Source organism: Burkholderia sp. lig30 (genome assembly GCF_000687455.2).
GTDB lineage: Bacteria > Pseudomonadota > Gammaproteobacteria > Burkholderiales > Burkholderiaceae > Burkholderia.
Genome location: NZ_JGVW01000109.1, coordinates 50252 through 76495, shown reverse-complemented (window position 1 = coordinate 76495; position 26244 = coordinate 50252). Strand labels below are relative to the sequence as shown.

Annotated in this window: 21 protein-coding genes and 1 pseudogene; 13 read left to right on the top strand and 9 right to left on the bottom strand. The window is 65.3% G+C overall.

Annotated features, from left to right (window positions below):
- Positions 1-4: 4 nt before the first annotated feature.
- From LIG30_RS21835 to LIG30_RS21810, 6 genes are read left to right on the top strand one after another with little or no spacing between them, the layout of a single operon-like run.
- Positions 5-2290 carry a polysaccharide biosynthesis tyrosine autokinase gene (locus tag LIG30_RS21835; RefSeq protein WP_038715429.1) on the top strand — a complete coding sequence of 762 codons (2286 nt, stop codon included), beginning with the start codon at positions 5-7 and terminating at the stop codon, positions 2288-2290.
- Entirely contained in the window at positions 2287-3348 is a 1062-nt protein-coding gene (locus tag LIG30_RS21830; RefSeq protein WP_038715382.1) for a glycosyltransferase family 4 protein, read from the top strand. Before LIG30_RS21835 ends, LIG30_RS21830 begins: the two co-directional genes overlap by 4 nt.
- Entirely contained in the window at positions 3335-4429 is a 1095-nt protein-coding gene (locus LIG30_RS21825; protein ID WP_038715381.1) for a polysaccharide pyruvyl transferase family protein, read from the top strand. The genes LIG30_RS21830 and LIG30_RS21825 overlap by 14 nt, the downstream gene beginning before the upstream one ends.
- Positions 4389-5567 carry a glycosyltransferase gene (locus LIG30_RS21820; RefSeq protein WP_235510360.1) on the top strand — a complete coding sequence of 393 codons (1179 nt, stop codon included), beginning with the start codon at positions 4389-4391 and terminating at the stop codon, positions 5565-5567. Before LIG30_RS21825 ends, LIG30_RS21820 begins: the two co-directional genes overlap by 41 nt.
- Positions 5555-6844, top strand: a complete 1290-nt coding sequence (locus LIG30_RS21815) for a hypothetical protein (protein ID WP_051995126.1) — start codon at positions 5555-5557, stop codon at positions 6842-6844. The genes LIG30_RS21820 and LIG30_RS21815 overlap by 13 nt, the downstream gene beginning before the upstream one ends.
- A gap of 12 nt (positions 6845-6856) precedes the next feature.
- On the top strand, positions 6857-8356 hold the full coding sequence (locus LIG30_RS21810; RefSeq protein WP_235510359.1) for a hypothetical protein: 1500 nt from the start codon (positions 6857-6859) through the stop codon (positions 8354-8356).
- A 93-nt stretch (positions 8357-8449) separates the two neighbouring features.
- Here the strand turns inward: LIG30_RS21810 and LIG30_RS21805 are convergent, their stop codons facing one another.
- The 6 genes from LIG30_RS21805 to glcD form a co-directional block, all read right to left on the bottom strand.
- On the bottom strand, positions 8450-10006 hold the full coding sequence (locus tag LIG30_RS21805; protein ID WP_038715378.1) for a sensor domain-containing diguanylate cyclase: 1557 nt from the start codon (positions 10004-10006) through the stop codon (positions 8450-8452).
- 212 nt (positions 10007-10218) lie between these two features.
- A complete protein-coding gene (locus LIG30_RS21800; protein ID WP_038715377.1) occupies positions 10219-12393 on the bottom strand; it encodes a malate synthase G in 2175 nt (724 codons plus the stop codon).
- 40 nt (positions 12394-12433) lie between these two features.
- Positions 12434-12838: a heme-binding protein gene (locus LIG30_RS21795; protein WP_038715375.1), complete on the bottom strand. Its 405-nt coding sequence runs from the start codon at positions 12836-12838 to the stop codon at positions 12434-12436.
- A 16-nt stretch (positions 12839-12854) separates the two neighbouring features.
- Positions 12855-14075, bottom strand: coding sequence for a glycolate oxidase subunit GlcF (gene glcF, locus LIG30_RS21790; RefSeq protein ID WP_038715373.1), 1221 nt, complete (start codon positions 14073-14075; stop codon positions 12855-12857).
- Between the two features lie 13 nt (positions 14076-14088).
- Positions 14089-15156 carry a glycolate oxidase subunit GlcE gene (gene glcE / locus LIG30_RS21785; RefSeq protein ID WP_038715371.1) on the bottom strand — a complete coding sequence of 356 codons (1068 nt, stop codon included), beginning with the start codon at positions 15154-15156 and terminating at the stop codon, positions 14089-14091.
- A complete protein-coding gene (gene glcD / locus LIG30_RS21780) occupies positions 15156-16655 on the bottom strand; it encodes a glycolate oxidase subunit GlcD (protein WP_038715369.1) in 1500 nt (499 codons plus the stop codon). The genes glcE and glcD overlap by 1 nt, the downstream gene beginning before the upstream one ends.
- 218 nt (positions 16656-16873) lie before the next feature.
- Here glcD and glcC point away from each other — a divergent pair, with 218 nt between their 5' ends.
- Entirely contained in the window at positions 16874-17644 is a 771-nt protein-coding gene (gene glcC / locus LIG30_RS21775) for a transcriptional regulator GlcC (protein WP_038715368.1), read from the top strand.
- A gap of 154 nt (positions 17645-17798) precedes the next feature.
- On the opposite strand, the pseudogene LIG30_RS25630 reads toward glcC, so the two are convergent.
- Positions 17799-18511 (bottom strand): annotated as a pseudogene (locus LIG30_RS25630) (IS5 family transposase).
- 241 nt (positions 18512-18752) lie between these two features.
- The gene (locus tag LIG30_RS21770; RefSeq protein ID WP_051995125.1) at positions 18753-19247 is read right to left on the bottom strand and encodes a hypothetical protein; all 495 of its coding nucleotides are present in this window, start codon (positions 19245-19247) and stop codon (positions 18753-18755) included.
- 716 nt (positions 19248-19963) lie between these two features.
- Here LIG30_RS21770 and LIG30_RS25625 point away from each other — a divergent pair.
- Both LIG30_RS25625 and LIG30_RS21765 read left to right on the top strand, forming a co-directional pair.
- Positions 19964-20716 carry a LuxR family transcriptional regulator gene (locus LIG30_RS25625; protein ID WP_152986185.1) on the top strand — a complete coding sequence of 251 codons (753 nt, stop codon included), beginning with the start codon at positions 19964-19966 and terminating at the stop codon, positions 20714-20716.
- A gap of 49 nt (positions 20717-20765) precedes the next feature.
- Positions 20766-21281, top strand: coding sequence for a 3-hydroxyacyl-ACP dehydratase FabZ family protein (locus LIG30_RS21765; RefSeq protein WP_051995123.1), 516 nt, complete (start codon positions 20766-20768; stop codon positions 21279-21281).
- An 84-nt stretch (positions 21282-21365) separates the two neighbouring features.
- On the opposite strand, the gene fabF is transcribed toward LIG30_RS21765, so the two are convergent.
- Positions 21366-22607 carry a beta-ketoacyl-ACP synthase II gene (gene fabF / locus LIG30_RS21760; RefSeq protein ID WP_038715366.1) on the bottom strand — a complete coding sequence of 414 codons (1242 nt, stop codon included), beginning with the start codon at positions 22605-22607 and terminating at the stop codon, positions 21366-21368.
- Positions 22608-22846: 239 nt separating this feature from the next.
- Between fabF and LIG30_RS21755 the strand changes: the two genes are divergently transcribed.
- The 4 genes from LIG30_RS21755 to LIG30_RS21740 are packed head-to-tail and all read left to right on the top strand — an operon-like array spanning position 22847 to position 26234.
- Positions 22847-23368: a 3-hydroxyacyl-ACP dehydratase FabZ family protein gene (locus LIG30_RS21755; protein WP_083494131.1), complete on the top strand. Its 522-nt coding sequence runs from the start codon at positions 22847-22849 to the stop codon at positions 23366-23368.
- Positions 23361-24659: a beta-ketoacyl-[acyl-carrier-protein] synthase family protein gene (locus LIG30_RS21750; RefSeq protein ID WP_326973057.1), complete on the top strand. Its 1299-nt coding sequence runs from the start codon at positions 23361-23363 to the stop codon at positions 24657-24659. Before LIG30_RS21755 ends, LIG30_RS21750 begins: the two co-directional genes overlap by 8 nt.
- A complete protein-coding gene (locus LIG30_RS21745; protein WP_152986184.1) occupies positions 24614-25396 on the top strand; it encodes an SDR family oxidoreductase in 783 nt (260 codons plus the stop codon). Before LIG30_RS21750 ends, LIG30_RS21745 begins: the two co-directional genes overlap by 46 nt.
- Positions 25350-26234 (top strand): SDR family oxidoreductase, encoded by an 885-nt coding sequence (locus tag LIG30_RS21740; RefSeq protein WP_083494130.1) that lies wholly within the window; start codon positions 25350-25352, stop codon positions 26232-26234. The genes LIG30_RS21745 and LIG30_RS21740 overlap by 47 nt, the downstream gene beginning before the upstream one ends.
- The last annotated feature ends 10 nt before the right edge of the window (positions 26235-26244 follow it).

Sequence of the window (26244 nt, the reverse complement as noted above, 5' to 3'; positions counted from 1 at the left end):
AATGATGAACAGAATTTTCATGAACCGGGCATCGGGCCCGTTACCCGAAACAGACCGGGGCGACGCGCCGGAACTCGTGCGGCATGTCGACCTGGTGCTGACGAACCGCTGGCTGGTGGCCGGCGTCACCGCGATCGTGTTTGCCGCCGGCGCCGCGTATGCGTTGCTGGCGCGGCCGGTGTACGAATCGAACCTGCTGATCCAGGTCGAAGACAACACGGGCTCGGCCGACTCCCTGCTCGGCAGCGTGTCGTCGCTCTTCGACGCGAAGATGCAGGCGGCGGCCGAGATCGAGATCCTCAAGTCGAGAATGGTCGTCGGCCATGCCGTCGAGAACCTGCGTCTGTATATCGACGCGACGCCGAAGCGCTTCCCGTTGGTCGGCAAGGCGATCGCCGCGCGCGCGCACGGCCTGTCCCGTCCCGGGTTGTTCGGATTCGGCGGATACGGCTGGGGCGCCGAGTCGGTCGACATCGGCACGTTCGACGTCCCGAAGGCCTTCGAGGGCGAAACGTTCGAACTGACGGCGCTGCCAGACGGCCGCTTCCGGCTGGAAAACGGCGACCTCGACCGGCCGATCGAAGGCGCGCTCGGGCAGTTGGTCGAATCGACGCAGGCCGGCGGCACGTTCCGGATCCGTGTGGACGCGCTCCATGCGCGGCCGGGCGCGGCGTTCCGCGTGGAGCGTCATTCCGCGCTCAAGGTGCTGCAGAAGCTGCAGAAGCACCTGAACGTGTCGGAGATCCGCAAGCAGAGCAACGTCATCAACGTGTCGCTGAAGGGTGAGGACCCGGACGCGGTCGCGAACATCCTCAATACGATCGGCACCGCGTACGTGGCCCAGAACGTCAAGCGCAAATCGGCCGAAGCCGAGAAGTCGCTCGCGTTTCTCGAGAACGTCGCGCCGCAACTGAAGCAGAACCTGGAACAGGCCGAAGCGAAATACAACGCGATGCGCCGCAAGCGCGGCACCTTCAACCTCGGCATCGAGGCGCAGGCCTACCTGCAGGACAGCATCGCCACGCAGGCGACGCTGCTGACGTTGCAGCAAAAGTACGCGGAAGCCTCGACCCGGTTCACGGCCGGCCACCCCGAGATGCAGGCGCTCGACCGGCAGATCGGCGGCGCGAAGCAGAAGATCGACGGGCTGGCGGGGCGCCTGCGCGCGTTTCCCGATATCGAGCAGGACGAACTGCGGCTGCGACGCGACGTCGAGGTCGGCAACGAGATGTACGTCGGCGTGCTGAACAACATCCAGCAGCTCAAGCTGGTGTCGGCCGGGAAGGTCGGCAACGTTCGCGAGGTGGACAACGCGCCCGTTCCGGAAGAGCCGGTCGAGCCGCGCCGGGCGCTGATCCTGGCGCTGTCCGCCATTCTCGGCATGATGCTGGGCGTCACGGCGGCCGTTGCGCGCGAATCGCTGTTCGGCGGCGTCACCGATGCGGACGACATCGAGCGCCGCACCGGACTGGCCGTCTACGGCACGATCCCCGATTCGGCGGCGCAGCGCGCTGCCGCGGCTTTGGCCGCCCGGCGCGGGTACATCCCGTCGCTGCTCGCCGACGAGAACCCGCACGACCCTTCCATCGAGAGCCTGAAAAGCCTGCGCACGGCACTCAGCCTGGCTCTGCTCGATGCGGACAACAACCGCGTGCTGTTGACCGGGCCGAGCCCCGGTGTCGGCAAGTCGTTCGTGTCGGCCAACCTGGCGGCCGTCATGGCCGCCGCCGGTCAGCGCGTGCTGCTGGTCGATGCCGACATGCGGCGCGGTCACCTGAACGAATCCTTCGATGTGCCCGGCTCGCCGGGGCTGTCGGACGTGCTGACGGGCCGCGTGTCGCTGCGCGGCGCCACGCACCGCGTATCGGAAGGACTGGACGTCATGCCGACGGGCACCCCGTCGCCGCGCACGTCGGAGCTGTTGCTGGGCGAACCGACGCTCCGCCTGCTCGACGAGATGAGCGCCGCCTACGACGTCGTGATCATCGATACGCCGCCGGTGCTCGCGGTATCGGACGCCAGCATCCTGGCGCCGCACTGCGCGACGGCCTTCCTCGTGACGCGATCCAGGCAGACGACGATCGGCGAGATCGCCGAATCGTCGAAGCAGCTGAATCGGCTCTCGCCGGGCTTGCTCGGCGTGCTCTTCAACGGCGTCGATACGCGCGCCTTCGGCTATCGCTCCCGATACGGCGCGTATCGATATGCACCGTACGGCTCCATCGAAGCGAACGGCGACACGCAGGCAGCCGCCGGCCGCCGGTCGCGCGCGCGGCGGGAGGCGTCATGAAGATCGTGCACGTCGTGGAAACCTGGGTAGGCGGCATCGCCACCTACGTCGGCGCGCTGGCCCGCGAGCAGATCGCGATGGGCAATGACGTCCTGCTGATCTGCGATCCCGACAAGATGTCCGGCGCGACCGGCGTGGAGGGACTGACGCTGATCGGATACCGGTCGAGCCGGCATCCGGCGCGCATCGCCCGCGTCGCGCGCGAGATCCGCGCGCTGCTGAAGGCCGTCGGCCCCGACGTGATCCATTGCCACAGCACGTTCCCCGGCGTGTACGTGCGCCTGCTCCGGCATCGCCGCGCGAAGGTCCTGTACACGCCGCATGCGTGGGCGTTCCTGAAGCAGGACGTCGGCACCGTGACGCGGCTGGGCTATGCGCTGACGGAGCGCCTGCTGGCGCGCCGGTGCGACCGGATCGTCTGCATGTCGCTGGACGAACTGCGGGCGGCGCGCAAGTACCGGCTGCCGATGTCGAAGGTCGACCTCGTCTATACGGGCATCGCCGGCGACGACACCAGGGCCGTCCTCGACCGACCGTCCGGCAGCGCGACGATCCGCGTCGGCTACTTCGGCCGTCTCGACTACCAGAAGGGTTTCGACATCGTGCTCGATGCGATGCCGGCGCTGAAGCCGGGCATCGAGATCAACGTGTACGGCGTGGCCGTGCGCGGCGGTGTCGAGACGGGCCGGACCGACGATCCGCGGATCGTCTACCACGGCTGGGTCGACGCCGCGGCGACGAAAGCCGCGATGCAGGCGATGGACGTCGTGATCGTGCCGTCCCGCTGGGAAGGGCTCGCGCTGGTGCCGATCGAGGCGATGCGTGCCGGCAAGGTGCTTGTCGTCTCCGGCGAAAGCTCGCTGCCCGAGCAGGTGATCCACGGCTACAACGGAATCATCCTGACCGAGCTCACCGGGCCATGCCTGGCCGACAACCTGAACCGCCTGACGGTCGACAACTGCCGGCGCATGGGCGACAACGCGCGGCACGTGTTCGACCAGACCTTCAGGCAGGAGCATTTCCTGAAATCGTTGATGCGGATCTATGAACAAGCCTGACGTTTATCTGTTGCACGCGTACAGCTCGCGAAACAGCGGCGACGGCCTGCTGGTCAAGCTGAGCCTGAAGGCGATCCGCGCCGCCGGCATCGACGGCGTCGTCACGATCGTCTGCGTCGATCCGGCATCGTTCCACGGCTATCTCGACGACGCGAACGTCCGCCTCTGGTCGCTGGCCCGGTTCTGCGCCGAATCGGTCCGCCGCTTCGGCCGCGCGCGGCCGGCGCTGTTCTTCGGCGTGGGCGGCGGCTACCTGCGTGGGTCCAGCGGCATGGAAGGCTGGAAATCGCTGATCGCGCACGGCAGCCAGCTGGCCTGCACCGCTTTGCGGCGCTCGAAGCGGTCGATCTATCTGCCGCAGAGCATCGGTCCGCTGACGTCGCTGCCCGGCACGCTGCTGGCGGCGCTGGTCCGACGTTGCGTCGACGTCGTGTTCCTGCGCGACGACCAGAGCGTCGACGAGCTCGCGCATCCTCACGGCATCCGCACGGGCGATCTCGTCGTGCTCGAGATCGCCCGGAAGCCGCACGGCAAGCCGGAGGCGACGCGATGCGCCGGGCAGGCCCGCCCGATCCGGTTCGTGTTCCGCGACCTGAAGGGCAAGCCGTATCGCGACGACTATGTCGTCAATCTGCGGTGCCTCGAGAAGCAGTTGCCGGAAGCGGGATTCGCGCTGCAAAGCAGCGGCCGCGGCAACGGCGACGACACGTTCTATCGCGACACGTTCGGCGTCGGACAGGTCGACGACCTGGCGACGCTCGTCGCGCGCGAGCGCCCCGTGGTCGTCTCCGTCCGGCTGCACGGCAGCCTCGAAAGCGTGCTGGCCGGCGTGCCGAGCATTCATATCGCCTATGAGCGAAAAGGCCAGGCCGCCTACGACGACCTCGGCCTGTCGCGCTACGTCGTGCATGCGAGCGACTTCGACGCGGACCGCGTCGCCGCGCTCGCGCGCGAGATCGCGGAGGACGACAGCGCGTACTGGCACGCGCTGCGCGCGGAAGGCGCGGGTCGCTATAACGAGATGGTGAAAAGGATTCGTCATGAAATCGAGCAGTTCGATCACCTTTGTGATGGACGGTAATTTTTCGCGGGTCGGCCGCGAAATCTACAGTCCCCATATGGGCCACGAGAAGTTCGCGGGCCGGTTCGCGCCGCATTTCGACGCGGTGCGGATCGTCGCGCGTGCGTTTCCGAAAGCGCGGCCGATCGGCTCGCTCGTGACCGGGCCGCACACGTCGTTCGTCGATCTCGGCGCGATTCGCGGCGCGCGCCGTTGGCTGCTGAGCTTGCCGGGCACGACGGCGCGGCTGTACCGCGCCATCCGGAGTGCGCAAACGCTGATGATCCGCTTTCCGGGCAACGTGGCGACGCTCGCCCTGTTGCTGTGCTGGATCACGCGCAAGCCGTTCTCGGCCGAGATCGTGGCCGACCCGGAGGATTACTTCAGCAAGGGGGCATCGAATCATCCGCTGCGCAACGTCGCGAAATGGCTCCATTGCCGCTCGACCGCATTCGCCGCACGGCGTGCGCAAAGCGTGCGATACGTGACGGATACCTATCTGCAGGCGAAGTATCCGCCGCGTACGCGCGCCGCTTCGTTCGGCTTCAGCGACGCGTTCCTGCCGGACCGGCTCTTCGACGCACGCGATCCCGATGCACTCGCGCGCCCCGGGGCGTTGCGGCTGGTCAACGTGTCGATGATGCATAACCGGAGCAAGGGGCATGTGGCACTGCTCGAGGCAGTGTCGCGCCTGAAGCGAAAGAACGTGGCCGTCGTGCTGACGCTCGTCGGCGACGGCGCGTTGCGCGCGGAGCTGGAGGCGCTCGCGCACACGCTGGGCATCGCGAACGCGGTCGTATTTCGCGGGCAGGTGTCGTCGGAAACAGCCTGCGCGACGGTCGCGGAACACGACCTGTTCGTGCTGCCGTCGCTGCAGGAAGGCATGCCGCGCGCGATGCTGGAAGCGATGGCGGTCGGTACGCCCGTGCTCGGCACGAGCGTGGGCGGGATCCCGGAAGTACTGCCGGCGAGCGACCTGATCCGGGCCGGCTCGGTCGACGCGCTTGAGGCCGCGATCGAAGCGATCGCGCGCGACCCGTCGCAGCTCGTCGACATGAGCGCCCGGCAGCGCGCGAAGGTCGCCGGTTTCTCTTATTCGGCGTTGCAGGAAAAGTACGACGCGTACTGCCGCTACCTGGTCGAACGATGCGCCGCCTGAACGCCGACCTGATCCATGTCGTCGCCAGCGCCGGATTGCCGGCGCTGGTGAACTTCGCCGTGGCGGCGCTGGCGCTGCATCTCTTCGACCCCGTCCTGGTCGGCCGCTCGTATGCGTTGCTGGCGCTGTTCTACGTCGCCATCGACGTCTTCAATTTCGGTTCCGCGCGCGTCCATACGATCGATCGCGTCCGGGCGCGGTTTCCGAGCCTGCTTCCGCTTGACGCCGTCAGCGCGATCGGCTCGACCGTACTGTTCTGCGCGACCTGCGCGCTGCTGGGCCGGACCGGCTCGATCGCGCTGCCGAACCAGCCCGCGATGCTCATGATCGCGCCCGTGTGTTACGGGCTGTCGCATTTCGCGCTCGGGTTCTTCAGGATGACGGGGCGCAACGGCGTGGTGCTGGCGATCTCGACGCTATCGGCATTTTCGCGCCTGGCCGTGATCGCGTTGCTCGCCGAATTCGAGGGCTGGCGCAGCCATTTTCCCGATCTGTTGCTGCTGGTGGAGGCCGCGTATGGCGCGATGTTGCTGTCAGCCTACCTGTGGCTGACACGCCGGGACACGGCCGGTCGCGAACCGGGCCGCCGTCCGGCAAACGGGCGCGGCGGGCTGGGCTGGTATCGCGACTTCATTGCGCAGGCGCGCGGCGAAGTGCTGAGCAGTTGGTACGCGAACGCGGTGCTGTCAAGCGCCAAGCACCTGGATGTCCTGATCGTTTCCGCTGTGGCCGGGCCCGCCGGCGCCGCGTTGTATCGCGTCGCCAAGGGTTTCAACAATCTGGCTTTCAACTTCGGGCAGTCGTTTTCGCTGGCGATCAGCGGCAATGGCGGACGGATATTGCGGCTGATCGGCGGAGCCGGGTTCGGACGCAAGCTCGCGGCGGGCCTGTTGACGGGCTGGGTCGGCCTGGCCGTCGCGGCGTACGCGTTGCTGGAAATCCGGCTGTTTCCGGTTCAATCGCCGGGGAGCCGCTCCCATCAGTTTGCATTCGTGTTCGCCGTGCTGCTGGGCGCCTGCCTGGTGTTTCTCTGCCGGATCCTGTCGCTGTGGCTGTATGCGCGAAGCAGGCGGGCCTTCGTGAAGATGGCGTCGTTCGAGGCGGCCCTCACGCTTGTGTTGGTCGCGGCGCTCGGCTGGAAGTTCGGCGCCTATGGCGCGATCTGCGGCGTCGGTGCGGCGGCGTTCGTCATCCTGACGTCGTCGTGGGTGCTGCTGACGCGTCACGCAGCACCTTCCGTATCGCTGCCGGCAACGGGCCGGGCCGGCGAGCACTGAACGGGAGATTCCATGAAACGACGATCCTTCATCACGACGACGGTCGCGGCCGCACCGGCCACGGGCGAGCTGCGTCGCGCGCGCCGAAAAGGCGGCAACCGGAGCGTGGTCGGAACGACGTTCGTCGTCGGCGCGCTGGCCGCGATCGTCGTGACGCTCCTGTTGACCGAGCGCATGCATGGCGTGCTGCTGTTGCTGAACGGCTCGCTGCTGCTGGCGATCGCCGGCATACGGCCGTGGAACCCGACCGTACGCTGGTTCCGGATCTTCCTGTTCTTCATTCTCGGCGTGTTTCCGCTGTGGCAACTGCTGGCCGGAGACGAGATCTATCTCCGGCTGTTGCCGCAGGACAGCCTGGCCGTCGCGCTCTGGTATGGCCTGAGCCTCGCCGGCGTGCTGGTCGTCAAGCTGACGCTCGATGCGTACGCAAGCCGCCTGCGCGAACCCGAATGGCAATTCGAACCGGGTGTACGCGCCGGCGGCCTCGCGTATCTGTTCGCGCTGCTGTCCCTCGGTGCGCTGGCGTTCATCTACGTCAAGCTGGGCGGCTACGCACGGATCGCCGAGCTGTACGACATGCGCGTCGAGCAAACCGGCACCGACAACGACCCGTTTCGCGGGTTGGGGGTGATCCAGGCGCTGGCCAACACGGCGCCGCTCTGGGTATTCGTCTGCCTGACGATGCGCCGCCGCCGCAGTACGTTGCTTACCGTCGTGGCCTTCGTTCAGCTCGGCGTGCTGGGCTGGCTCTCCTCGGGCATCGCAGGGAACCGCCAGGGCATCGTCTTCGTGCTGGTGTTCGCGCTGTTCGTCCATCACGACTTCGTCGCGCGGATCGGCCCGCGCACGATCAGGACCGCCGGCATCGGCGTGGCGCTGGTCGGCCTGCTGCTGATGCCGTTGAAACTCGGCCTCGGCTACGACGACGTCGCGAATCTGTCGCAACGGTTTGCCGAGCAGCGCGATCTCGAGTTGAGCATGGGGCCGGTCAGCGCGTTCCTGTTTCGCGATCTGTCGCGCTTCGACGTGCAGACGCTCGCGATCGACGCGGTCACGCAGCCGGGTTACGCCTATCCGATGGGACGCAGCTTCGTCGGCGCGGTCGCATCGATCGTTCCGAGTGCGCTGTGGAGCGATCGACCCGATACGTTCGCGCTGGAAAAATCAGAGATCGTTCGCGACCTCGAACGCACCGCGCTCGACAAGACGACGCTGTTGTTCGGCATGCCGGGAGAATTCATGGTGAACTTCGGCATCGCGGGATTCGTGCTGGCGTTCGCGATTCCGGCCATGCTGCTCGTCGTGCGGAACAACGTCGGAACGCGCGCCCGCAAGTGGCTGCCGCTGCGGGCCGTCATGTGGCCGCTGCCGTTCCTGTTCTTTCTGTTCGACTCGAACGTGATCGTGTACTACACGGTGCGCTGGATCCTGCTGTTCGGCGTGCCGATGGCGTTCGTGCTGAAATGGCCGCGACGAGCGCGAAGCACCGCCGAGACCGGACGCTTGCGTTAATCGACATGCACAAGGCGCGGCCCGACCCGATACCCGGACACCCCTCATGGGTGCGCGCGCGGCGGTAACGGGCGGCGGCCCGCGCCGGCGGCGTCAGGCGCGCCGCCGCTCGCGGTGCGTGGCGGCCTGCACCACCACCTTGTTGCGGCCGCTCGCCTTCGCGCGATACAGCGCATCGTCGGCGAGCTTCAATGCCGCCTGCACGCCGTTTTCCCATTCGGGATAGCAGGTCGTCACGCCGATGCTGACGGTCATGCGCCCGTAGTCGCTCGTGGCGTGCCGGATGCCGAGCCCGTAGATGCTCGCGCGAATCGTCTCCGCGATCGCCGCCGCGCCGTCCGGCGTCTGATCCGGGACGATCACGACGAATTCCTCGCCGCCGTAGCGCGCCGCATAGTCGGCCGGGCGGCGCAGGCAGCCGGCGATGCAGCGCCCGACCGCCGCGAGCGCGTCGTCGCCGGCCTGGTGGCCTTGCGTGTCGTTGTACGCCTTGAAATGATCGATGTCGACGAACAGCAGCGACAGCGCGTGCCGCGAGCGGGCGGCGCGGCGCCATTCGCGTTCGAGCGTGTCGTCGAGCATGCGGCGGTTGCCGAGGCCGGTGAGGCCGTCAGTGCGCGCGAGCGCCTCCAGTTCCGTTTCCGCGCGATGGCGCTTGCGCAGCTGCACGTCGAGCAGCAGCGACAGCCCGACGAAGCCGAGCGCCAGCAGCGCCATCGCCGAGCCGATCGGGATCGCGCGGTCGTACCACGCGGCGTAGATGTCCGATTCGGCCTCGGCGACCATGATGATCAGCGGCAGGTTGTCCAGATGCCGGAACACGTACAGACGCCGAACGCCGTCGATCGACGCGGTGTCGAAGAAGCTGCCTTCGGACGCGCTCATGAAGTGCCGGAACGTGCTGGCCCGGCTGATGTCGCGCCCGACGATCTTCGGGTCGTAAGGCTGGCGCATCACCATCAGGCCGTTCGTCTCGATCAGCGAGATCGCGCCTTGCTTGCCGAGCGACAGGCGCGCGAACAGGTCCTGGAAGTATTCGAGCTTGATCGCCATCACCGCGACGCCGCCGAACGATCCGTCGGGCCGCGTGATGCGGCGGCTGAGCGCGAGGCTCGGCGCGCCGTCGCGCATCCGCGAGTGGTACGGGGCGCTCACGTAGAGGCCGGCGTTCGGGTTGTCGCGCTGGACGGTGAAGAACGTGTGATCGGCGAAATTGACGGCCTGCGGCACGTCGTGCCCGCCGTCGACCACGATGTTGCCTTGCGCGTCGAGCGCGTGGATGCTGCCCAGGTATTTGGCCGTCGTCGCGCGATCGAACAGCATCTGGCGGCGCAGCGACATCGGCAGCCTGGCGATGTCGGGCTGGTTTTGCCCGTCGACGACGGCCTGCAGCGACAGCGAGCAGATCTCGAAATTGCGCTCGATGTCCCATTCGGCCATCAGCGCGAGGTTCTGCAACGTGGTGCGCGCGCGTTCGCGGGCATCGATCCGGCCTTGATAGAGCACGATGCCGCACAGCAGCAACAGGATCATCGCGAGCAGGAGGCCGGCATGGAAAATCAGGTAGGGGGCGAATAGCCGATGCACGCACGCGATCACGCGGCTCGTGACGCCAGGTTCGCTGGGCGCTGCGTATTCGGTCTCTGCCATGTTCCGAAGATCGGTTGGCATCGTCGATGCGCGCGATGGGCGCCCCGGGACGATGCGTTTGTTCGTGTGATGCGGCAGGCTTCGCGGGCAGTATAGCGCGCGCATTCGCACGCGGGAGAAATATTGCGGGACGCAAATCGATAAAAAAACGGGTGGCCGCGAGGCCACCCGTTTCATCGCGACGCGCACGCTTTCGCGCGCGCATCCGCCGTTCAGTGCGCGCGCTGATGCGCCTTGAAGGCCAGCCGGAACTGATGCAGCAGCGGCTCGGTATAACCGCTCGGTTGCGCGGTGCCCTGCAGCGCGAGCGCGCAGGCCGCCTTGAACGCATACGACGTGTCGTAACCGGGCGCCATCGGCAGGTAGTTCGGGTCGCCCGCGTTCTGCTCGTCGACCACGCGCGCCATCCGCTTGAACACGCCGATCACGAAGTCCTCGGCGATCACGCCGTGGCGCAGCCAGTTCGCGATGTGCTGGCTCGAGATCCGCAGCGTCGCGCGGTCTTCCATCAGGCCGACGTTGTTGATGTCGGGCACCTTCGAGCAGCCGACGCCCTGTTCGACCCAGCGCACCACGTAGCCGAGGATGCCTTGCGCGTTGTTCTCGACTTCGCGCAGGATCTCGTCGTCGCTCCAGTTCGCGCGCTCGACCACCGGCACGGTCAGCAGCCCGTCGAGCAGCGCGTTGCGCTCGGCCGCGTAGTCGATCTTCTCGAGCGCCTGTTGCACGGCCTGCACGTCGACTTCGTGGTAGTGCAGCGCGTGCAGCGTCGCCGCGGTCGGCGACGGCACCCATGCGGTGTTCGCGCCCGCGCGCGGATGCGCGATCTTCTGTTCGAGCATCGCGTGCATCAGGTCCGGCATCGCCCACATGCCCTTGCCGATCTGCGCGCGGCCGCGCAGCCCGGCCGACAGGCCGGCGAGCACGTTGCTGCGCTCGTACGCGGTAATCCACGCCGACGACTTCATGTCGCCCTTGCGGATCATCGGGCCGGCTTCCATCGCGGTGTGCATCTCGTCGCCGGTGCGGTCGAGGAAGCCGGTATTGATGAACGCGACGCGCGCGGCCGCCGCGGCGATGCATGCGGACAGGTTCACGCTGGTACGGCGCTCCTCGTCCATGATGCCCATCTTGATCGTATGGCGCGGCAGGCCGAGCAGGTCCTCGATGCGGCCGAACAGCGTGTCGGCGAACGCGACTTCCTCCGGGCCGTGCATCTTCGGCTTGACGATGTAGATCGAGCCCGTGCGCGAGTTGCGCTTCGCCTTCAGGTCGTGCAGCGAACACAGCGTCGTGACGACGCCGTCGAGGATGCCTTCCGGAATCTCGTTGCCGTCGCGGTCGAGCACCGCGCCGTTGGTCATCAGGTGGCCGACGTTGCGCACGAACAGCAGCGAGCGGCCGTGCAGCGTCAGCGTCGAGCCGTCCGGCGCGTGGTATTCGCGGTCGGCGTTCAGGCGGCGCGTGAAGGTCTTGCCGCCCTTCGCGACTTCTTCCACCAGCGTGCCCTGCATCAGCCCGAGCCAGTTGCGATAGAGCTGTACCTTGTCCTCGGCGTCGACGGCGGCGACCGAGTCCTCGCAGTCGATGATCGTGCTGACTGCGGCCTCGAGCACGACGTCCTTCACGTTCGCGAGGTCGGTGCGGCCGATCGGCGTCGACGCGTCGATCTGGATCTCGATGTGCAGGCCGTTGTGCCGGAGCAGGATCGCCGACGGCGCGTCGGCCGCGCCCTGGAAGCCGGCGAACTGCGCGGGCTGCGCGAGGCGTGCGACGCCCTGGGCGGTCTCGACGGCGAGCTGGCCGTCCTGCACGCGGTAGCGCAGCGCGTCGCGGTGCGACGCGCCGGCCAGCGGCGCTGCGCGGTCGAGCACGTCGCGCGCGTAGTCGATCACGCGCTGGCCGCGCACCGGGTTGTAGGCTGCGGTGCGCTCGGCGCCGTCGTCCTCCGGCAGCGCGTCGGTGCCGTACAGTGCGTCGTACAGGCTGCCCCAGCGCGCGTTCGCGGCGTTCAGCGCGTAGCGCGGGTTCGACAGCGGCACCACCAGCTGCGGGCCGGCCTGCTCGGCGATCTCGCGGTCGACGTTGGCGGTCGTCACCGCGACGCTCGCCGGCATCGGCGCCAGATAGCCGATCTTCTCGAGGAACGCGCGGTACGCGGCCATGTCGCGCACCGGCCCCGGATGCGCGCGGTGCCACGCGTCGAGTTCGTGCTGCAGGCGGTCGCGCTCGGCGAGCAGCGCGCGGTTGCGCGGCGCGAGATCGTGCACCAGCGCCGAGAAGCCGCGCCAGAACGCAGCCTGGTCGACGCCCGTGCCCGGCAGCGCCTCGTTTTCGATGAACTGGCTGAGCGCGTCGGCGACTTGCAGCCCGTCATGGTCGATCATCGTGGGATCCTCCCGTATGAAGAAAATCGGTGTGCGCGCATCACGCCGCGACGCTTTCGGCGCCGGCCCGGGCGATCTGCGCATCCTGCTCGGACTTTACGCCGGACACGCCGATCGCGCCCGCGATCTGGCCGCCGGCCGTCACTGGCACGCCGCCTTCGAGCATCCCGGCGAGCGGTGCGCTGAGGAAGGCGGTGCGGCCAGCGTTGATCATATCCTCATATCCCTTCGTTTCGCGGCGGCCGAGTGCCGCGCTGCGCGCCTTTTCCTGGGCGATGTAGGCGCTGGCCGGCGCTGCGCCGTCCAGGCGCGCGAGCGCGAGCGGATGGCCGCCGTCGTCGACGACGGCGATCGTGACCACCCAGCCGTGGCGTTCGGCTTCGGCGCGCGCGGCGGCGACGATGCGGTCGACTTCGATGCTGCCGAGCGCGGGTTTGGTTTGCATGACGGGTTCCTCCGGGTCAGGTGACGAGCTGGCTGTCGACCAGCTCGATCCAGTGACGCACGGGCGTGCGGCCCGCGCTGTTCAGATGGGTCTGGCAGCCGACGTTCGCGGTGACGATCAGCTCGGGGCGCGCGGCTTCGAGCGCGGCGAGCCGTTCGTCGCGCAGGCGCGTCGCGATTGCCGGCTGAGTCAGCGAATAGGTGCCCGCCGAGCCGCAGCACAGGTGCGAATCGGCCACGCTCGCGAGATCGAAGCCGAGCCGCTGCAGCACCGCCTCGACCGCGCCGCCGAGGCGCTGTGCGTGCTGCAGCGTGCACGGGCAATGGAATGCGACGCGGCGCGGGATCTGCGCGGCCAGCGCGTCGAGCGGCTCGGCCGCGATCACTTCGACGAGATCGCGCGCGAGCGCGCTGACGCGGCGCGCCTTGTCCGCATAGGCGGGGTCGAAGCGCAGCAGGTCGCCGTATTCCTTGACGAACGCGCCGCAGCCGCTCGCCGTCAGCACGATCGCCTCGGCGCCCGCGTCGATCGCGGGCCACCATGCGTCGATGTTGCGGCGCGCCCGCGCGAGGCCGGCCTCGTGCGCGTTCAGGTGATAGTCGGTCGCGCCGCAGCAGCCGGCCTGCGGCGCCGGCGTCACGCCGATGCCGAGCCGGTCGAGCACGCGCGCGGCGGCGGCGTTGGTGTTCGGCGACAACGACGGCTGCACGCAGCCTTCGAGCATCAGCACGCGCCGCGCATGGCGCACGGGCGGCCGCGGCGCGGCGGCGGGCGCGGCCGCCGGGATCTTGCGCCGCACGGCGCCGGGCAGCAGCGGCCGCAGCGCGCGACCCGCCATCAGCAGCGCGGCGAAGGTCGCCGGGCGCGGCACCACGTGGCGCAGGCCGGCGCGCAACAAGCGCTCGCGCGCCGGGCGCTTCGCACGCTTGTCGGCCTCGGCGCGACCGATGTCGAGCAGCGCGTGATAGCGCACGCCCGACGGGCACGTCGTTTCGCAGTTGCGGCAGCCCAGGCAGCGGTCGAGGTGCGCGCGGGTCGTGTCGCCCACCGGCTCGCCTTCGAGCATCTGCTTGATCAGGTAAATCCGGCCGCGCGGCCCGTCGAGCTCGTTGCCGAGCACCTGGTAGGTCGGGCAGGTCGCATTGCAGAAGCCGCAATGCACGCACGCGCGCAGGATCGCTTCCGCCTCGTCGGCCCGGGCGAGGTTCCGGCTCGCTTCGCTGAGATTGGTTTGCATCGGCGTGTTCGCGTCAGAAGTCGGCGTAAAGCCGGCCGGGATTGAAAATCGCGTGCGGATCGAGCTGCGCCTTCAACTGCCGGTGCACGCGCAGCAGCGCGGGCGGCAGCGGATGGAACGGCGTGTCCGTCACGCCGGGCGTGAAGCAGGTCGCATGGCCGCCCCATTGCGCGGCGAGCGCGCGCAGCGCAGCAGGCTCCGCGTCACTCTTCAGCCAGCGCTGCGCGCCGCCCCAGTCGACGAGCGCGGCGCCGGGGAGCGCATCGGCGGGTGCCGCCGCCGGCAGCGACAGGCGCCACAGCGGGCGTGGATCGGCGAAGAACGGCAGGCGCAGGTCGCGCAGCTGCGCCCAGAATGCGCCGTCCATCTCGTCGCCGCCGATCGCGCGGCGTGCGGCGCGCACCGAGCCCGTGCCGCCTTCCAGGCGCACGCGCAGCACGCCGTCCGCATGGCATGCGCCCGCGAGCGGCAGTCCGGCGCGGCGCCACGCGGCTACTTGCGCCAGCGCGTTCGACTCGTCCAGCGCGAGCGCCAGGTCGACACAGGCGCGCGGCTTCGGCAGCACCTTCAGCGACACTTCCGTCACGAGGCCGAGGCAGCCGTAGCTGCCCGTGAGCAGGCGCGACACGTCATAGCCCGCGACGTTCTTCATCACCTCGCCGCCGAAGCGCAGGTGCTTCGCATGCCCGGTCAGCACGCGGCAGCCGAGCACGAAGTCGCGCACCGCGCCGGCCCACGGGCGGCGCGGCCCGGACAGCGCCGTCGCGACCATCCCGCCGACGGTCGCCGCGCCGCCGAACGTCGGCGGCTCGCACGGCAGCATCTGCCCGGCCGCATCGAGCGCCGCTTCCAGCTCGGCGAGCGGTGTGCCGGCGCGGGCCGTGACGACGAGTTCGGTCGGGTCGTAGCTGACGATGCCGCGGTGTCCGTGCGTGTCGATCGCCGGTGCGTCCACCGTGCGCCCGAGGCCGGCCTTGGTGTCGCCGCCGCGAATCCGCAGCGGCTGCCGCGCGCGGATCGCCCGCTCCACCTGCCCGATCAGCGCGGCGCTGTCGTCCATCGATTCGAATTCGCGTCGCATCAGAATCGCTCCAGTTCGGGAAACGGCAACTGGCCGTGGTGGACGTGCATCGCGCCGAACTCGGCGCAGCGATGCAGCGTCGGGATGTTCTTGCCCGGATTGAGCAGGCGCGCCGGATCGAACGCCGCCTTGACCGCATGGAAGAACGTGATCTCGTCCGCGTTGAACTGCACGCACATCTGGTTGATCTTTTCGCGGCCGACGCCATGCTCGCCGGTGATGCTGCCGCCCACCGCGACGCACAGCGCGAGAATCCGTCCGCCGAGCGCCTCGGCGCGTTCCAGCTCGCCGGAGCGGTTCGCGTCGAACAGGATCAGCGGGTGCATGTTGCCGTCGCCCGCATGAAACACGTTCGCGACCGGCAGCCCGTATTCGGCGGACAGCGCCGCGATGCCTTCGAGCACGCGCGGCAGCTCGCGGCGCGGGATCGTGCCGTCCATGCAGTAGTAGTCGGGCGACAGGCGGCCGACCGCGGGGAACGCATTCTTGCGCCCGGCCCAGAAGCGCTGGCGCTCGGCCTCGTCGCGCGCGACGCGGATCTCGCTCGCGCCCGCGTCGCGCAGCAGCGCCTCGACGCGCGTCGCATCCTCGTCGACGTCGGACGCGGCGCCGTCGAGCTCGCACAGCAGGATCGCCTGCGCGTCGACCGGATAGCCCGCGTGGATGAAATCCTCGGCGGCGCGGATCGCGAGGTTGTCCATCATTTCGAGGCCGCCCGGGATGACGCCCGCGCCGATGATCGCCGCCACCGCGGCGCCCGCCCGGCCGACGTCGTCGAAGCTCGCCATCAGCACCTTCACGCTCTGCGGCTTCGGCAGCAGCTTCACCGTGACTTCGACGACGATCCCGAGCATGCCTTCCGAGCCGGTGAACAGCGCGAGCAGGTCGAAGCCGGGGCTGTCGAGCGCGTCGGCGCCGAGCGTCAGGCGTTCGCCGTCGATCGTCAGGATCTCGACCTTGAGGACGTTGTGCACCGTCAGCCCGTATTTCAGGCAATGCACGCCGCCCGCGTTTTCCGCGACATTGCCGCCGATCGAGCAGGCGATCTGCGACGACGGGTCGGGCGCGTAGTACAGCCCGTACGGCGCGGCGGCCTGCGAGATCGCGAGATTGCGCACGCCCGGCTGCACGCGGGCGATGCCGGCGTCCGGATCGATCTCGATGATCCGGTTGAACTTCGCCATCACGAGCAGGATGCCTTTTTCGAGGGGCATCGCGCCGCCCGACAGGCCGGTGCCCGCGCCGCGCGCGACGACGGGCACGCGATGCGCCGATGCGACGCGCAGCACCGCGCGCACCTCGTCGATCGTGGCGGGCAGCGCGACGACGAGCGGCACCGTCCGGTACGCGGACAGGCCGTCGCATTCGAATGGCTTCAGCGCCTCGGGCTCGTGCAGCACGTCGAGGCCGGGCGCCGCTGCGCGCAGCGCGGCGGCGATCGCGTGCCGGTCGACGGACGGCAGCGGCCCGTCGATCTGTTCGTCGTAGTCGAAACTCATTGGGATGTCTCCGCCAGGTCTTGAATCGTGCGATGCGCGGATCGCCGAACGTCCCGCATTCTTGTGGGCGGGCGCGTGCCTGTCCAGATCCCGAATGCGTGGTCATACCAGTTTTTACTAGAAGGGCTTTTCGGTGTGTATGGCGTTGCCATTAAACCCAACAACGACAAGGGTTTATGGGACAATCCGCCCTATCGCCAAAAAGTGGTCATACCAGTATGGAAATGCAGGATCGGGAGCCGCCGGCGCGGTACGTCGCGGACGTCGTGGCCGAGCGCATCGAGAAGCTGATCGTCGACGGCGTGCTGAAGGCGGGGCAGGCGCTGCCGTCCGAGCGGCGCCTGACCGAGAAGCTCGGCGTGTCGCGCACGGCGGTGCGCGAGGGGATGAAGCTGCTGCGTGCGCGGGGCATCATCGAGACGACGCACGGCAAGGGCTCATTCGTCGCGAGCCTGACCCCGCAGCGAGCGGTCACGCCGATGATGCATCTGCTCGGCTCGCAGCCGCGCACGCTTTTCGATCTGTTCGAGGTGCGCGGGATGCTGGAGGCCGAAGCAGCGCGCCTCGCGGCGTTGCGCGGCACGCCGGCCGATTTCATCCTGATCACGCGGCGATATGAAGAGATGACCGCGCCCGACGCGCAGGATCTCGATACGGCCGCGCGTGCGAAGCTCGACCACGCGTTCCACCTCGCGATCTGCGAAGCGTCGCACAACCCGGTGCTGGTCAACACGCTGCAGTCGCTCACCGATCTGCTGCTGAGCTCGGTGTTCGCGTCGGTCAATAACCTGTATCACCGCGAGCCGATGAAAAAGCAGATCGACCGCCAGCACGCACGGCTCTACAACGCCGTGACCGGCCGGCTGCCGGAGCAGGCGCGCAAGGCGGCCAGCGAGCACATCCGTCAGTGCGTCGACTATCTGCGCGAGATCGAGCAGGAGGAGCAGCGGCTCGTGCGCTCGACGCTCAGGCTCGAAGGGTGGCGGTGAGTGGCGGCATGATTCGATATCCAGATGAATGTGCGGTGGAATCGCGAGGCTGAGGAATAAGTAGTGTCGCGCGCGTGGATAGACTCCGCCAATTTGGCAATCGGACAAATCCGATTTTTGGTGTGTTGTTTTTATTTCGTTAAATTTAGAGTATCTAACACAAGTCATCGACGAAGCGAGAGCAGAAGCTGGCAGCAGCCAGTGAAAGCCAGGGAAGATGAATATCCAGCCGTCGCTCAAAGCGAATGCGCAGCTTGCCGAAGCCGGCAAACCACGCATGGGTGCGCTCGATAACCCATCGGTGCTTTGCCCAAGCGCCCCTTGCTCTCCACACCTCGTCGAGCGATGATGCCTCGCTGCCTCAGGTATTGCCGGCACCGGCTGAAGTCATATCCCTCATCGGCGTGCAGCTTGCCCGGTCGTTTACGCGGCCGCCCATTCAAGTTCGGCACGGCCGGGATTGCATCAATCGTCCGCTCGAACGCCACTGAGTCATGCCGATTGGCACCTGTCACGGTCAGCGCCAGCGGAACGCCTCGGGCATCTACGATGAGGTGTCGCTTGCTTCCGAGCTTGCCACGGTCTGTTGGGTTCGGCCCGGTTTCCCTGCCCCCCGGGGCTGGGCACGCTGGCTCCATCGATGCTGGCCCGTTCTCAATCGTTCTGGTCATATGCACGCAGCTTCGTCTACATGGGCAGATGCAATTTTTCCCATGGAATACCCGTGTGCAGAACGTACAGAATTCCGTTCAGGGCCGTGCGACCATCAACTGAACGGCGACGCCCGCCTTTCGGTGACGACACAAATACCGGAATCAACGGCTCCAACGCCGCCCACAACTCGTTTCTGACTTTTCTTCTCGCCATGCACCGAACGATACGTCTGGTTCACCGCCTCATCCAGTTGTGTTAGCGGCTCTTAGTCCGGTCGGAAGTGGTGGTTTCCGGTCACAATAATGCTCGTTCCAGGAAACAGTTTGAGAGCTGCTCGGCGAGGCAATGTCGCCAAGGGTTTCTGATTGAAGGGACCCGGCCACTGACGTCGATGGCGATGACAAAAAAGAGGAACTCGTTTTGTAGTGGGTTCCGCCGTGGCGACAGGCCAGCATTACGGATTGCCGTATTGCCAGGTGTTGCAGTAGATCTCGCCATCAGCCTGCCAGCCGAACTGCACCTGAACGGCTTGCTCTGCCGTCGCGGCGGTAGTGGAGGTCGGCACGTCGGTGAACGACGTGTTGAACGTGAACGGAGACGGCGTGTTGCCAGTACCTGCTCCCCACACGGTCGCACCGTAGGTTGCGGCCGGTATGCTGGTCTGGGCCGCGCCGAGCGAATTGATCGAAGACCGGAAATTCGGATAGAGCGAGCCAGCCGAAGTCATCCAGTCGAGCGTGGCCGGCGTGCGTGATGGACTTTGTGTACCGGAGCCACCCAGCGTCAGATAGTTCGCGATCACATTGTTACCGAGTGTCTGCCACGCCAAGGTGCCGCTTGCCGCAGCCGCGTAGTTGTGAGCGATGTTCATCGGGTCCGAACGGATCTCGGTGCCGGTCGTGTCATACAGCTTGACCGTATAGACTCCGAAATTCTGAATTGCCGACACGTCTTGCGATGACGGCGTGTATTCCGGCAGATTGTTCGGCGAGAATGATGCCGTACTGCCCGAAACCCGTGCCCAAGCCCACTTGTAGGCATGTGGACATGCCGCCGTCGACTCGATTGCCCGTGTTCGTAAGCGGCGCGGTAAGCGTACCGATGGGGTCTGGATGTCGAGACCCGACTCGTAGTGCGCGTTGGTGGCATCCGCTGAATCCGCGCACTGGACACACATAGGCGAACAGAGGGCGAAGAGGCCGGCGAAAAAGGAGCCGACATTCTGCCTTCAGGACGCCGGTGCTGATATATGTCATGCGCTGAAAATCTTATCCAGAAAATAGTAGGTTGGATTCTTAATTTTTTGAGAAATCAAAGGCGCCCTGCGTAAGGTGCTATATGGAAACCTGTCAGAGTGAACAGGTTTTCATTTAATTGATATTGATGTTATTCTGTATTTCCCGATGGGTATTGTTTTTTATTTCGGTGTGGCGTTTGAGGCTGCGCGAAAATGCGAGCTGCTCGGTTTCATGGGTTTTACTTTAGACTTGTCAAGCGGCTCATTGGTGATTCCGCTAACAAAGCGAAATTTCGATTTTCCCAGGTGAGGTTTTTTGTGAGCCTGAGCGTTGATTTAGGCAACACTTCGTCGCCGCGGTTAACAAGATTTATTGATCAATCAAATTTATAATTCGTGGCATTATATTGGTATATCGATATATTGATGTGTCAGTTGATGTTTTAATTAATATCGTGCTTTCGATGGATGAGGTCGAAAATTTGAATGCAATGCTTGAGTTGCTCGAATGCAAAAATATGAGCGAATGGTCGGCATCCATGTTCAAGTTGGCTCGTCAGTATGGATTTCCTTTCGTTTATTTCGGTATAAAATCATCGAGGGCTGTATCGTGCCGATCGGCCTTTGTTCAAACCAATTTCTCGACAGCGTGGCGCCACCTGTATGACAGGTGTTATTACGAAATCGATCCGATCGCACTGCACTGTCACCGCCATGTGCATCCGCTGCTGTGGGATGAAACGACATTCGCCTCCGATCGGCAGCGGGAATTCTATGAAGAGGGCAGCCGGTACGGACTTCGATCGGGTATCGGCTATCCGATTTACGGGCCGCAGGGGCAGGCTGGCATACTTTGCTTCGCCTCGGATGGCCCCCCTCGCGAGGATGTGCGGATTCGTGCCTCGTTGTCATTGCTTCGCGATTTCGCATGCGAATCGTATTTCAACGTCTCCCGTATCGAAGAGACTGGAGGGCCTGTCACCGCTCTGACGCCGCGCGAACTCGAATGCCTGAGATGGGTGACGGCAGGAAAGACGAGCTGGGAGATGTCGCGAATTCTTTCATGCTCGGAGGCGACGATCAATTTCCATGTCTACAACGTGACCAGGAAGTTCGGCGTGCAAACGCGTGCGCAAGCCGTGATTCGCGCCATTTCCGAAGGCTTGGTCGCACCTCTTTGAACCTCCGCCCAAACGCGCTGCCGCGCGGGGGCATAAAGGGATATTTCCGATGGAATTCAACACCTTGTCACAGGCGAAGCGTGCCGACGAAACGGGCGCGGTCGTTTGCGACCGGGCTGCGATCGAATGGCTCTTGCAGCATCGCGATCACGCACTGTTCCTGCACACGGCGACTGTGCAAGGGTGGCATGTGAACGCGCAGGCTTGCTGGGATGCCGCTCACCCGCATCTGCAAGGGCACTTCCCGGGACTTCCCATTGTTCCAGGCGTGTTCTTGGTCGAGGCTGCGGCTCAAGCGGTTGGAGTGGTGCTTGGCACGGTTTCGAAGGAGGAGGGCGGCGATGAAGTGCCTGAGCAGATGCCAGTGCTCGCGGGCCTCAAGGCATGTCGTTTGCATCAATCAGTGCGGCCGGGAGAAATGGTCTGGTTCGACGTCGACGTGCGGCCCGTGATGGAAGGAAAGTACTACGAGGCGACGGCCATCGCGCGGGACGCTGGCGGCATCAAAATTTTAAACGTCGAATTGAATGTCGCGATGGTGTCGCGCAGCCTGGCCGTCGCTTAGGAATCGGCTGGTGGGCTGGTGCGATGGGCATTGCGCGTCTAGTCTTTCAACACTACCTTGACTATGTTTGCAGAAGCGGCTGCATCACCTGAGCCGGCGGAACACCAGCGTTCCATTCGTGCCGCCGAAGCCGAACGAATTTGAGAGCGCGACGTCGATCGGCATGTGCCGGGCGGTGACTGGCACGTAGTCGAGGTCGCATTCCGGGTCGGGTTGGGTCAGGTTAGCGGTGGGCGGCGCGACTTGGTGATGTATGGCGAGCGAGGTGTAGACGGCCTCGATGCCGCCCGCTGCGGCTAGCAGGTGCCCCGTCACCGATTTCGTCGAACTGATCGCGAGGCCCTTGGCGTGCGTACCGAAGGCAGCCTTCAACGCGGCAGTTTCAGCAAGATCGCCAAGCGGCGTCGATGTGCCATGCGCATTGACGTATTGCACGCTATCTGCTGTGACGCCCGCATTGCGCAAGGCATTGAGCATGCAGCGCGCCGCGCCCTCTCCGTTTTCCGACGGGCTAGTGATATGGAATGCGTCTCCGCTCAGGCCGAATCCGGCCAGTTCCGCGTAAATCCGGGCGCCGCGCCGGCGCGCGTGCTCCAGTTCTTCGAGCACGACGATGCCCGCACCTTCACCCAGCACGAAGCCGTCGCGCTCGGCGTCCCAGGGGCGGCTCGCCGTTTCGGGGTCGTCGTTGCGCGTCGATAGCGCCTTGGCCCGGCCAAACCCCGCGAGGCTGCTCTCTGTAATGGCCGCTTCCGCGGCGCCAGCGATCATTACGTCGGCATCGCCATACTCGATCAGCCGGGCGGCGTCGCCGATCGCATGCGTCGCCGTCGAGCACGCTGTCGCCATGGCGAGGTTAGGCCCCTTGAGCCCGTACAGGATCGAGAGATGGCCCGCGACCATATTGATGATGGACGACGGCACGTAGAACGGTGACACCCGACGCGGCCCCTTGTCCTTCATCGTGAAGGCGGTATCGACGATGGTCTGGACGCCGCCGATTCCCGAGCCGACGTGAACACCGATCCGGTGGGCGTTCGCATCGGTCACGTTGAGGCCGCTGTCGGCGAATGCCTCCATGCCGGCCACGACGCCGAGCTGAATGAAGCGGTCCATATGACGGACCTCTTTTTCGGAAATGAAGTGGGTAGCGTCGAACCCCTTGATCTCGCCTGCGATTTGCGCCGGAAAATCCGTCGTATCGAAAAAAGTGACCCGGCCGATCCCACTGCGGCCAGCAACAACATTCAACCAATTTTCCTCGACGCCGATTCCGACCGGAGAAATGGCACCAAGACCGGTGACAACGACTCTTCGTTTGTTCATCTTTTTCCTATTTGATATCGCATGGAAACGTCATGTTTTCGAAAATAGCTGATTGCCTCCATGCACGCGATCCTGAGATTGAAGTTGCGTCGGTAATCCAGACGGACTCGCTCCCAAGCATCTGTGCACCATTCCGTCAGCCGATTATGGTGTGGCTTTCGGCCTCCGTGTACTGGTATTTTTTATAGGTTTTCCGTGTTGGGCGCAGTGTTAGAGTTTTGCGAAATAGAAAATAAGGAATGAGAGTGCTGAGAGAATTTCTTGATAATTGGATTAAAGAAAGTCGAGAGGTTTTGGTAAACCAGCCAATTGAAATACGGGTGGATATAAAAGACCTTCTGCCGCATCGGGGAAATATGCTGCTAATCAGCGGCTTGACGCATATTTCCCATGATCGAACTGCGATTGCGGCGACAATGTCCATCGATCACGACGACCCCGTATTCGAAGGACATTTTCCGGGCGATCCCGTTTATCCGGGTGTACTCCTCGTGGAAGCGATTGCCCAGGCCGGCGTTTGCCTCGTGAAAATCGCTTCGCACAACACTGTCACTGAGGCGAGTGCAGCCGGCGCGCGAGTGAGGGCAATCAAAGTGCTGTACGCCGAATTCACCGGAGAGGTGAAGCCCGGCGAGATGGTGAATATCGAAGTGAAGACATTCGAGGTGTCGCCATTCCTGTCTGTTTTCGGTGGCCGAATCGTGGGGAGTGACGGCGCGGTGCGGACTACTGTGATCGTGGAGGTGTACGTTGGTGAGTGAGCGTGACGAAATCGTGATAACGGGAATGTCGATCAACACGCCACTCGGCGACACGCTGGACGGCTTCATCGATGCGATGTACGACGGCAAGTCCGCGCTTTCTAACTGGCATTCGATCGACGCTTCGCGAATCTATTCGAAGATCGGCGCGGACCTGGGCGCCTACGATCTCGAGGCGAAGTTGCAATCGCTTGAGGGGCGGATTCCCGGCGACGTCTGGCGGCGCCTGCGCAAGCTGCATGTCAAGCTGCCGTGGAGCACCAAGATCACGACGACGCTGTCCGTGGACGCCTGCGCCGATGCGGGCCTGTTCGAGCGCAAGATGGACCCCGCGCGTATCGGCGTGATCGTCTCGGGACACAACATCAACGTCAACTATGATTTCGACAATCGAACGCAATTCGATCGCGAGCCCGACTACATCGATTCGCTGTACGGTCTGCAGACGCTCGACACCGACCATGCGGCGGCGGTTTCGGAGGTGCTGGGCATCTATGGCCCCGTCTATACGATCGGCGCGGCGTGCGCGAGCGGAAACGTCGCTGTGCGCAACGCCATCGACGAACTCAAGCATCATGGCCTCGAGACGGTGATTGTCGTCGGCCCCGTGTTCGACTGGTCGCCGGTCATGCTGCACGGCATGGCGCTGCTCGGCGCGATCTCCTTCGACGGGTTCGTCGATTCGCCGCATCGGGCAAGCCGCCCGTACGACATGCGGCGCGAAGGATTCGTCCCAGCGCACGGGGGCGGGGCGCTCGTCCTGGAGAAGCGTCAGGCGGCGAGGTCCGCCGGCCAGACTTACTACGCGCAGGTTTTGGCGGCGGAGGCGACCTCGTCGGCCAGTCATTTGCCGACGCCGTCGGCCGAATGGCAAGCCGAAGCGATGCGCCGGGCGCTCGGCTCCGCGCAGATCGAGCCCTTCTTAATCGACTACGTGAGCGCGCACGCCACCTCGACACCGCAAGGCGACCTCAGCGAGTTACGGGCCATCCAGAACGTATTCGGGGAGCACGCGCGCAATCTGCATATCAATGCGCCCAAGAGCCTGCTCGGGCACACGTGCTGGTCGGCGCCGGTCGTCGAGCTTGTGGCGGCGGTGCTGCAGATGCAGCGCGGCAAGATACATAGGACGATCAACGTCGACGAACTCGATCCGCGGGTGACGCTCGACGTGACCGCGAACGCGAACCGTGAACTGGAGATCCGCTATTTGATGAAGAACTCCTTCGGCTTCGGCGGCATCAATTGCGTTTCGATCTTGAAAGCACCGGAAACGGAGGAAAAGCGATGATCTTCGTCATTACCGGCGGCTCCCGTGGCATTGGCGCCGAGATCGTCGCACAGGCGGTCGCCGCCGGGCACAGCGTCGCGTTTACGTACAACACGAACGAGGCGGCGGCGCAGCGCATCGTTGAGCATGCCCGCTCGATTCACGCGGATGCCGCATGCAAGGCGTATCCGCTCGACGTGCGCGACTCCGCCGCGGTGGATGCGTTCGCCGACAGTGTGCTGCGCGACTTCGGCACGGTCGACGTCGTGGTCTCGAACGCAGGGGTGAATCGCAACGCGCTGCTGATGTCGATGTCGGACGAGGAGTGGTCCGACGTGCTGGAGGTTAATCTCACGGGAGCGTTCCATGTGGCGCGTGCGTTCGTGCCAGCGATGCTTGAGAAGCGCTTCGGCCGCTTCGTGTTCCTGTCCTCGCTGAGCCGGGACGGCCTGTCGGGGCAGGCGAACTACGCGGCCACGAAAGCCGGGCTCCTCGGGCTGTCGCGTACCATCGCGAAGGAATACGGCAAGCGTGGCATCACGAGCAACGTTGTCGCGCCGGGCATGATCGATACCGACATGTCGCGCGAAAACATGTCCGATGTGCACGGCAGATTCTGGGAAGCCCATAGCACGCTGCGCCGCGTCGGCAGCGCCGCCGAGGTGGCCTCCGCAGTCATGTTTTTCGCGCAGCCCGAGGCGGCATACATCAATGGAACCTGCCTGCCGGTCACTTCCGCGCTGGACTGGGTACCCTGAGAGGGCTGTGATGAAGACCTTGGTCGATTACGACAATCAAGCCGTCGTCGTGACGGGCGCGACGCGCGGCATCGGGCTGGAAACGGCGCTGGCCTTCGCGGCCGAAGGCGCACGTTGCTATCTGACGTTTCATCTCGGCAGCGCCGATCTGGACGAGGTGTACCGGCGCTTCGAGGCTATCGGTGCGTTGCGGCCGTGCATCATTCAGTGCAACGCGGCGAACGAAGAGCAGACGCAGGCGCTGTTCGACGCCATCAGGGTGGAGCACGACCAGGTTGCGGCATGGATTTCGAACGTTTCGGTCGCGCAACTCGTGCCCGACTTCGAGAGCTATTACAAGCGGGCGCTGTTCCAGTCGATCGAATCGAGCGCATGGCCGCTCTACGGCGGCATCAAGCGGATCAAGCGGACCTTCGGCGCCTATCCAAAGTACGCGATTGGTATGTCGAGCGCCGGGGCGGGGCAGTACCTGCATAACTACGACTTCATGTCGGCGTCCAAGAGCGTCCTCGAAACACTGTGCCGGTACGCGAACTACCGGCTGTACGACGAGGATATCCGCATCAACGTGGTGCGAGCGGGCATGGTCAAGTCGGAGTCGATGCGCCTCACGTTCGGCGACGCGTTCGCCGACAAGGCGCGCGAGTTCGAGCTCGACCGCTACTACCTCGACCCGCGCGCCGTGGCTAGCGCGATCCTCGGCCTGTGCAGCGGATACATGGATGCGGTGCGCGGCGAAGTGATTTCCGTCGACAAGGGATTCCACTTCTTCGACACATTCATGAGGATTTACTCGGATCAGCAGCGCGAGGTAGCTGACCGTTCAATTTCAACCTAAGGAGCAACCA

What these genes read in the sequence shown, in the direction of transcription:
- LIG30_RS21835 (WP_038715429.1), top strand. Translation starts at nt 5, where the DNA reads ATGAACAGAATTTTCATGAACCGGGCATCGGGCCCGTTACCCGAAACA.
- LIG30_RS21830 (WP_038715382.1), top strand. Translation starts at nt 2,287, where the DNA reads ATGAAGATCGTGCACGTCGTGGAAACCTGGGTAGGCGGCATCGCCACC.
- LIG30_RS21825 (WP_038715381.1), top strand. Translation starts at nt 3,335, where the DNA reads ATGAACAAGCCTGACGTTTATCTGTTGCACGCGTACAGCTCGCGAAAC.
- LIG30_RS21820 (WP_235510360.1), top strand. Translation starts at nt 4,389, where the DNA reads ATGAAATCGAGCAGTTCGATCACCTTTGTGATGGACGGTAATTTTTCG.
- LIG30_RS21815 (WP_051995126.1), top strand. Translation starts at nt 5,555, where the DNA reads ATGCGCCGCCTGAACGCCGACCTGATCCATGTCGTCGCCAGCGCCGGA.
- LIG30_RS21810 (WP_235510359.1), top strand. Translation starts at nt 6,857, where the DNA reads ATGAAACGACGATCCTTCATCACGACGACGGTCGCGGCCGCACCGGCC.
- LIG30_RS21805 (WP_038715378.1), bottom strand. Translation starts at nt 10,006, where the DNA reads ATGGCAGAGACCGAATACGCAGCGCCCAGCGAACCTGGCGTCACGAGC.
- LIG30_RS21800 (WP_038715377.1), bottom strand. Translation starts at nt 12,393, where the DNA reads ATGATCGACCATGACGGGCTGCAAGTCGCCGACGCGCTCAGCCAGTTC.
- LIG30_RS21795 (WP_038715375.1), bottom strand. Translation starts at nt 12,838, where the DNA reads ATGCAAACCAAACCCGCGCTCGGCAGCATCGAAGTCGACCGCATCGTC.
- glcF (WP_038715373.1), bottom strand. Translation starts at nt 14,075, where the DNA reads ATGCAAACCAATCTCAGCGAAGCGAGCCGGAACCTCGCCCGGGCCGAC.
- glcE (WP_038715371.1), bottom strand. Translation starts at nt 15,156, where the DNA reads ATGCGACGCGAATTCGAATCGATGGACGACAGCGCCGCGCTGATCGGG.
- glcD (WP_038715369.1), bottom strand. Translation starts at nt 16,655, where the DNA reads ATGAGTTTCGACTACGACGAACAGATCGACGGGCCGCTGCCGTCCGTC.
- glcC (WP_038715368.1), top strand. Translation starts at nt 16,874, where the DNA reads ATGGAAATGCAGGATCGGGAGCCGCCGGCGCGGTACGTCGCGGACGTC.
- LIG30_RS21765 (WP_051995123.1), top strand. Translation starts at nt 20,766, where the DNA reads ATGGAATTCAACACCTTGTCACAGGCGAAGCGTGCCGACGAAACGGGC.
- fabF (WP_038715366.1), bottom strand. Translation starts at nt 22,607, where the DNA reads ATGAACAAACGAAGAGTCGTTGTCACCGGTCTTGGTGCCATTTCTCCG.
- LIG30_RS21755 (WP_083494131.1), top strand. Translation starts at nt 22,847, where the DNA reads ATGAGAGTGCTGAGAGAATTTCTTGATAATTGGATTAAAGAAAGTCGA.
- LIG30_RS21740 (WP_083494130.1), top strand. Translation starts at nt 25,350, where the DNA reads ATGGAACCTGCCTGCCGGTCACTTCCGCGCTGGACTGGGTACCCTGAG.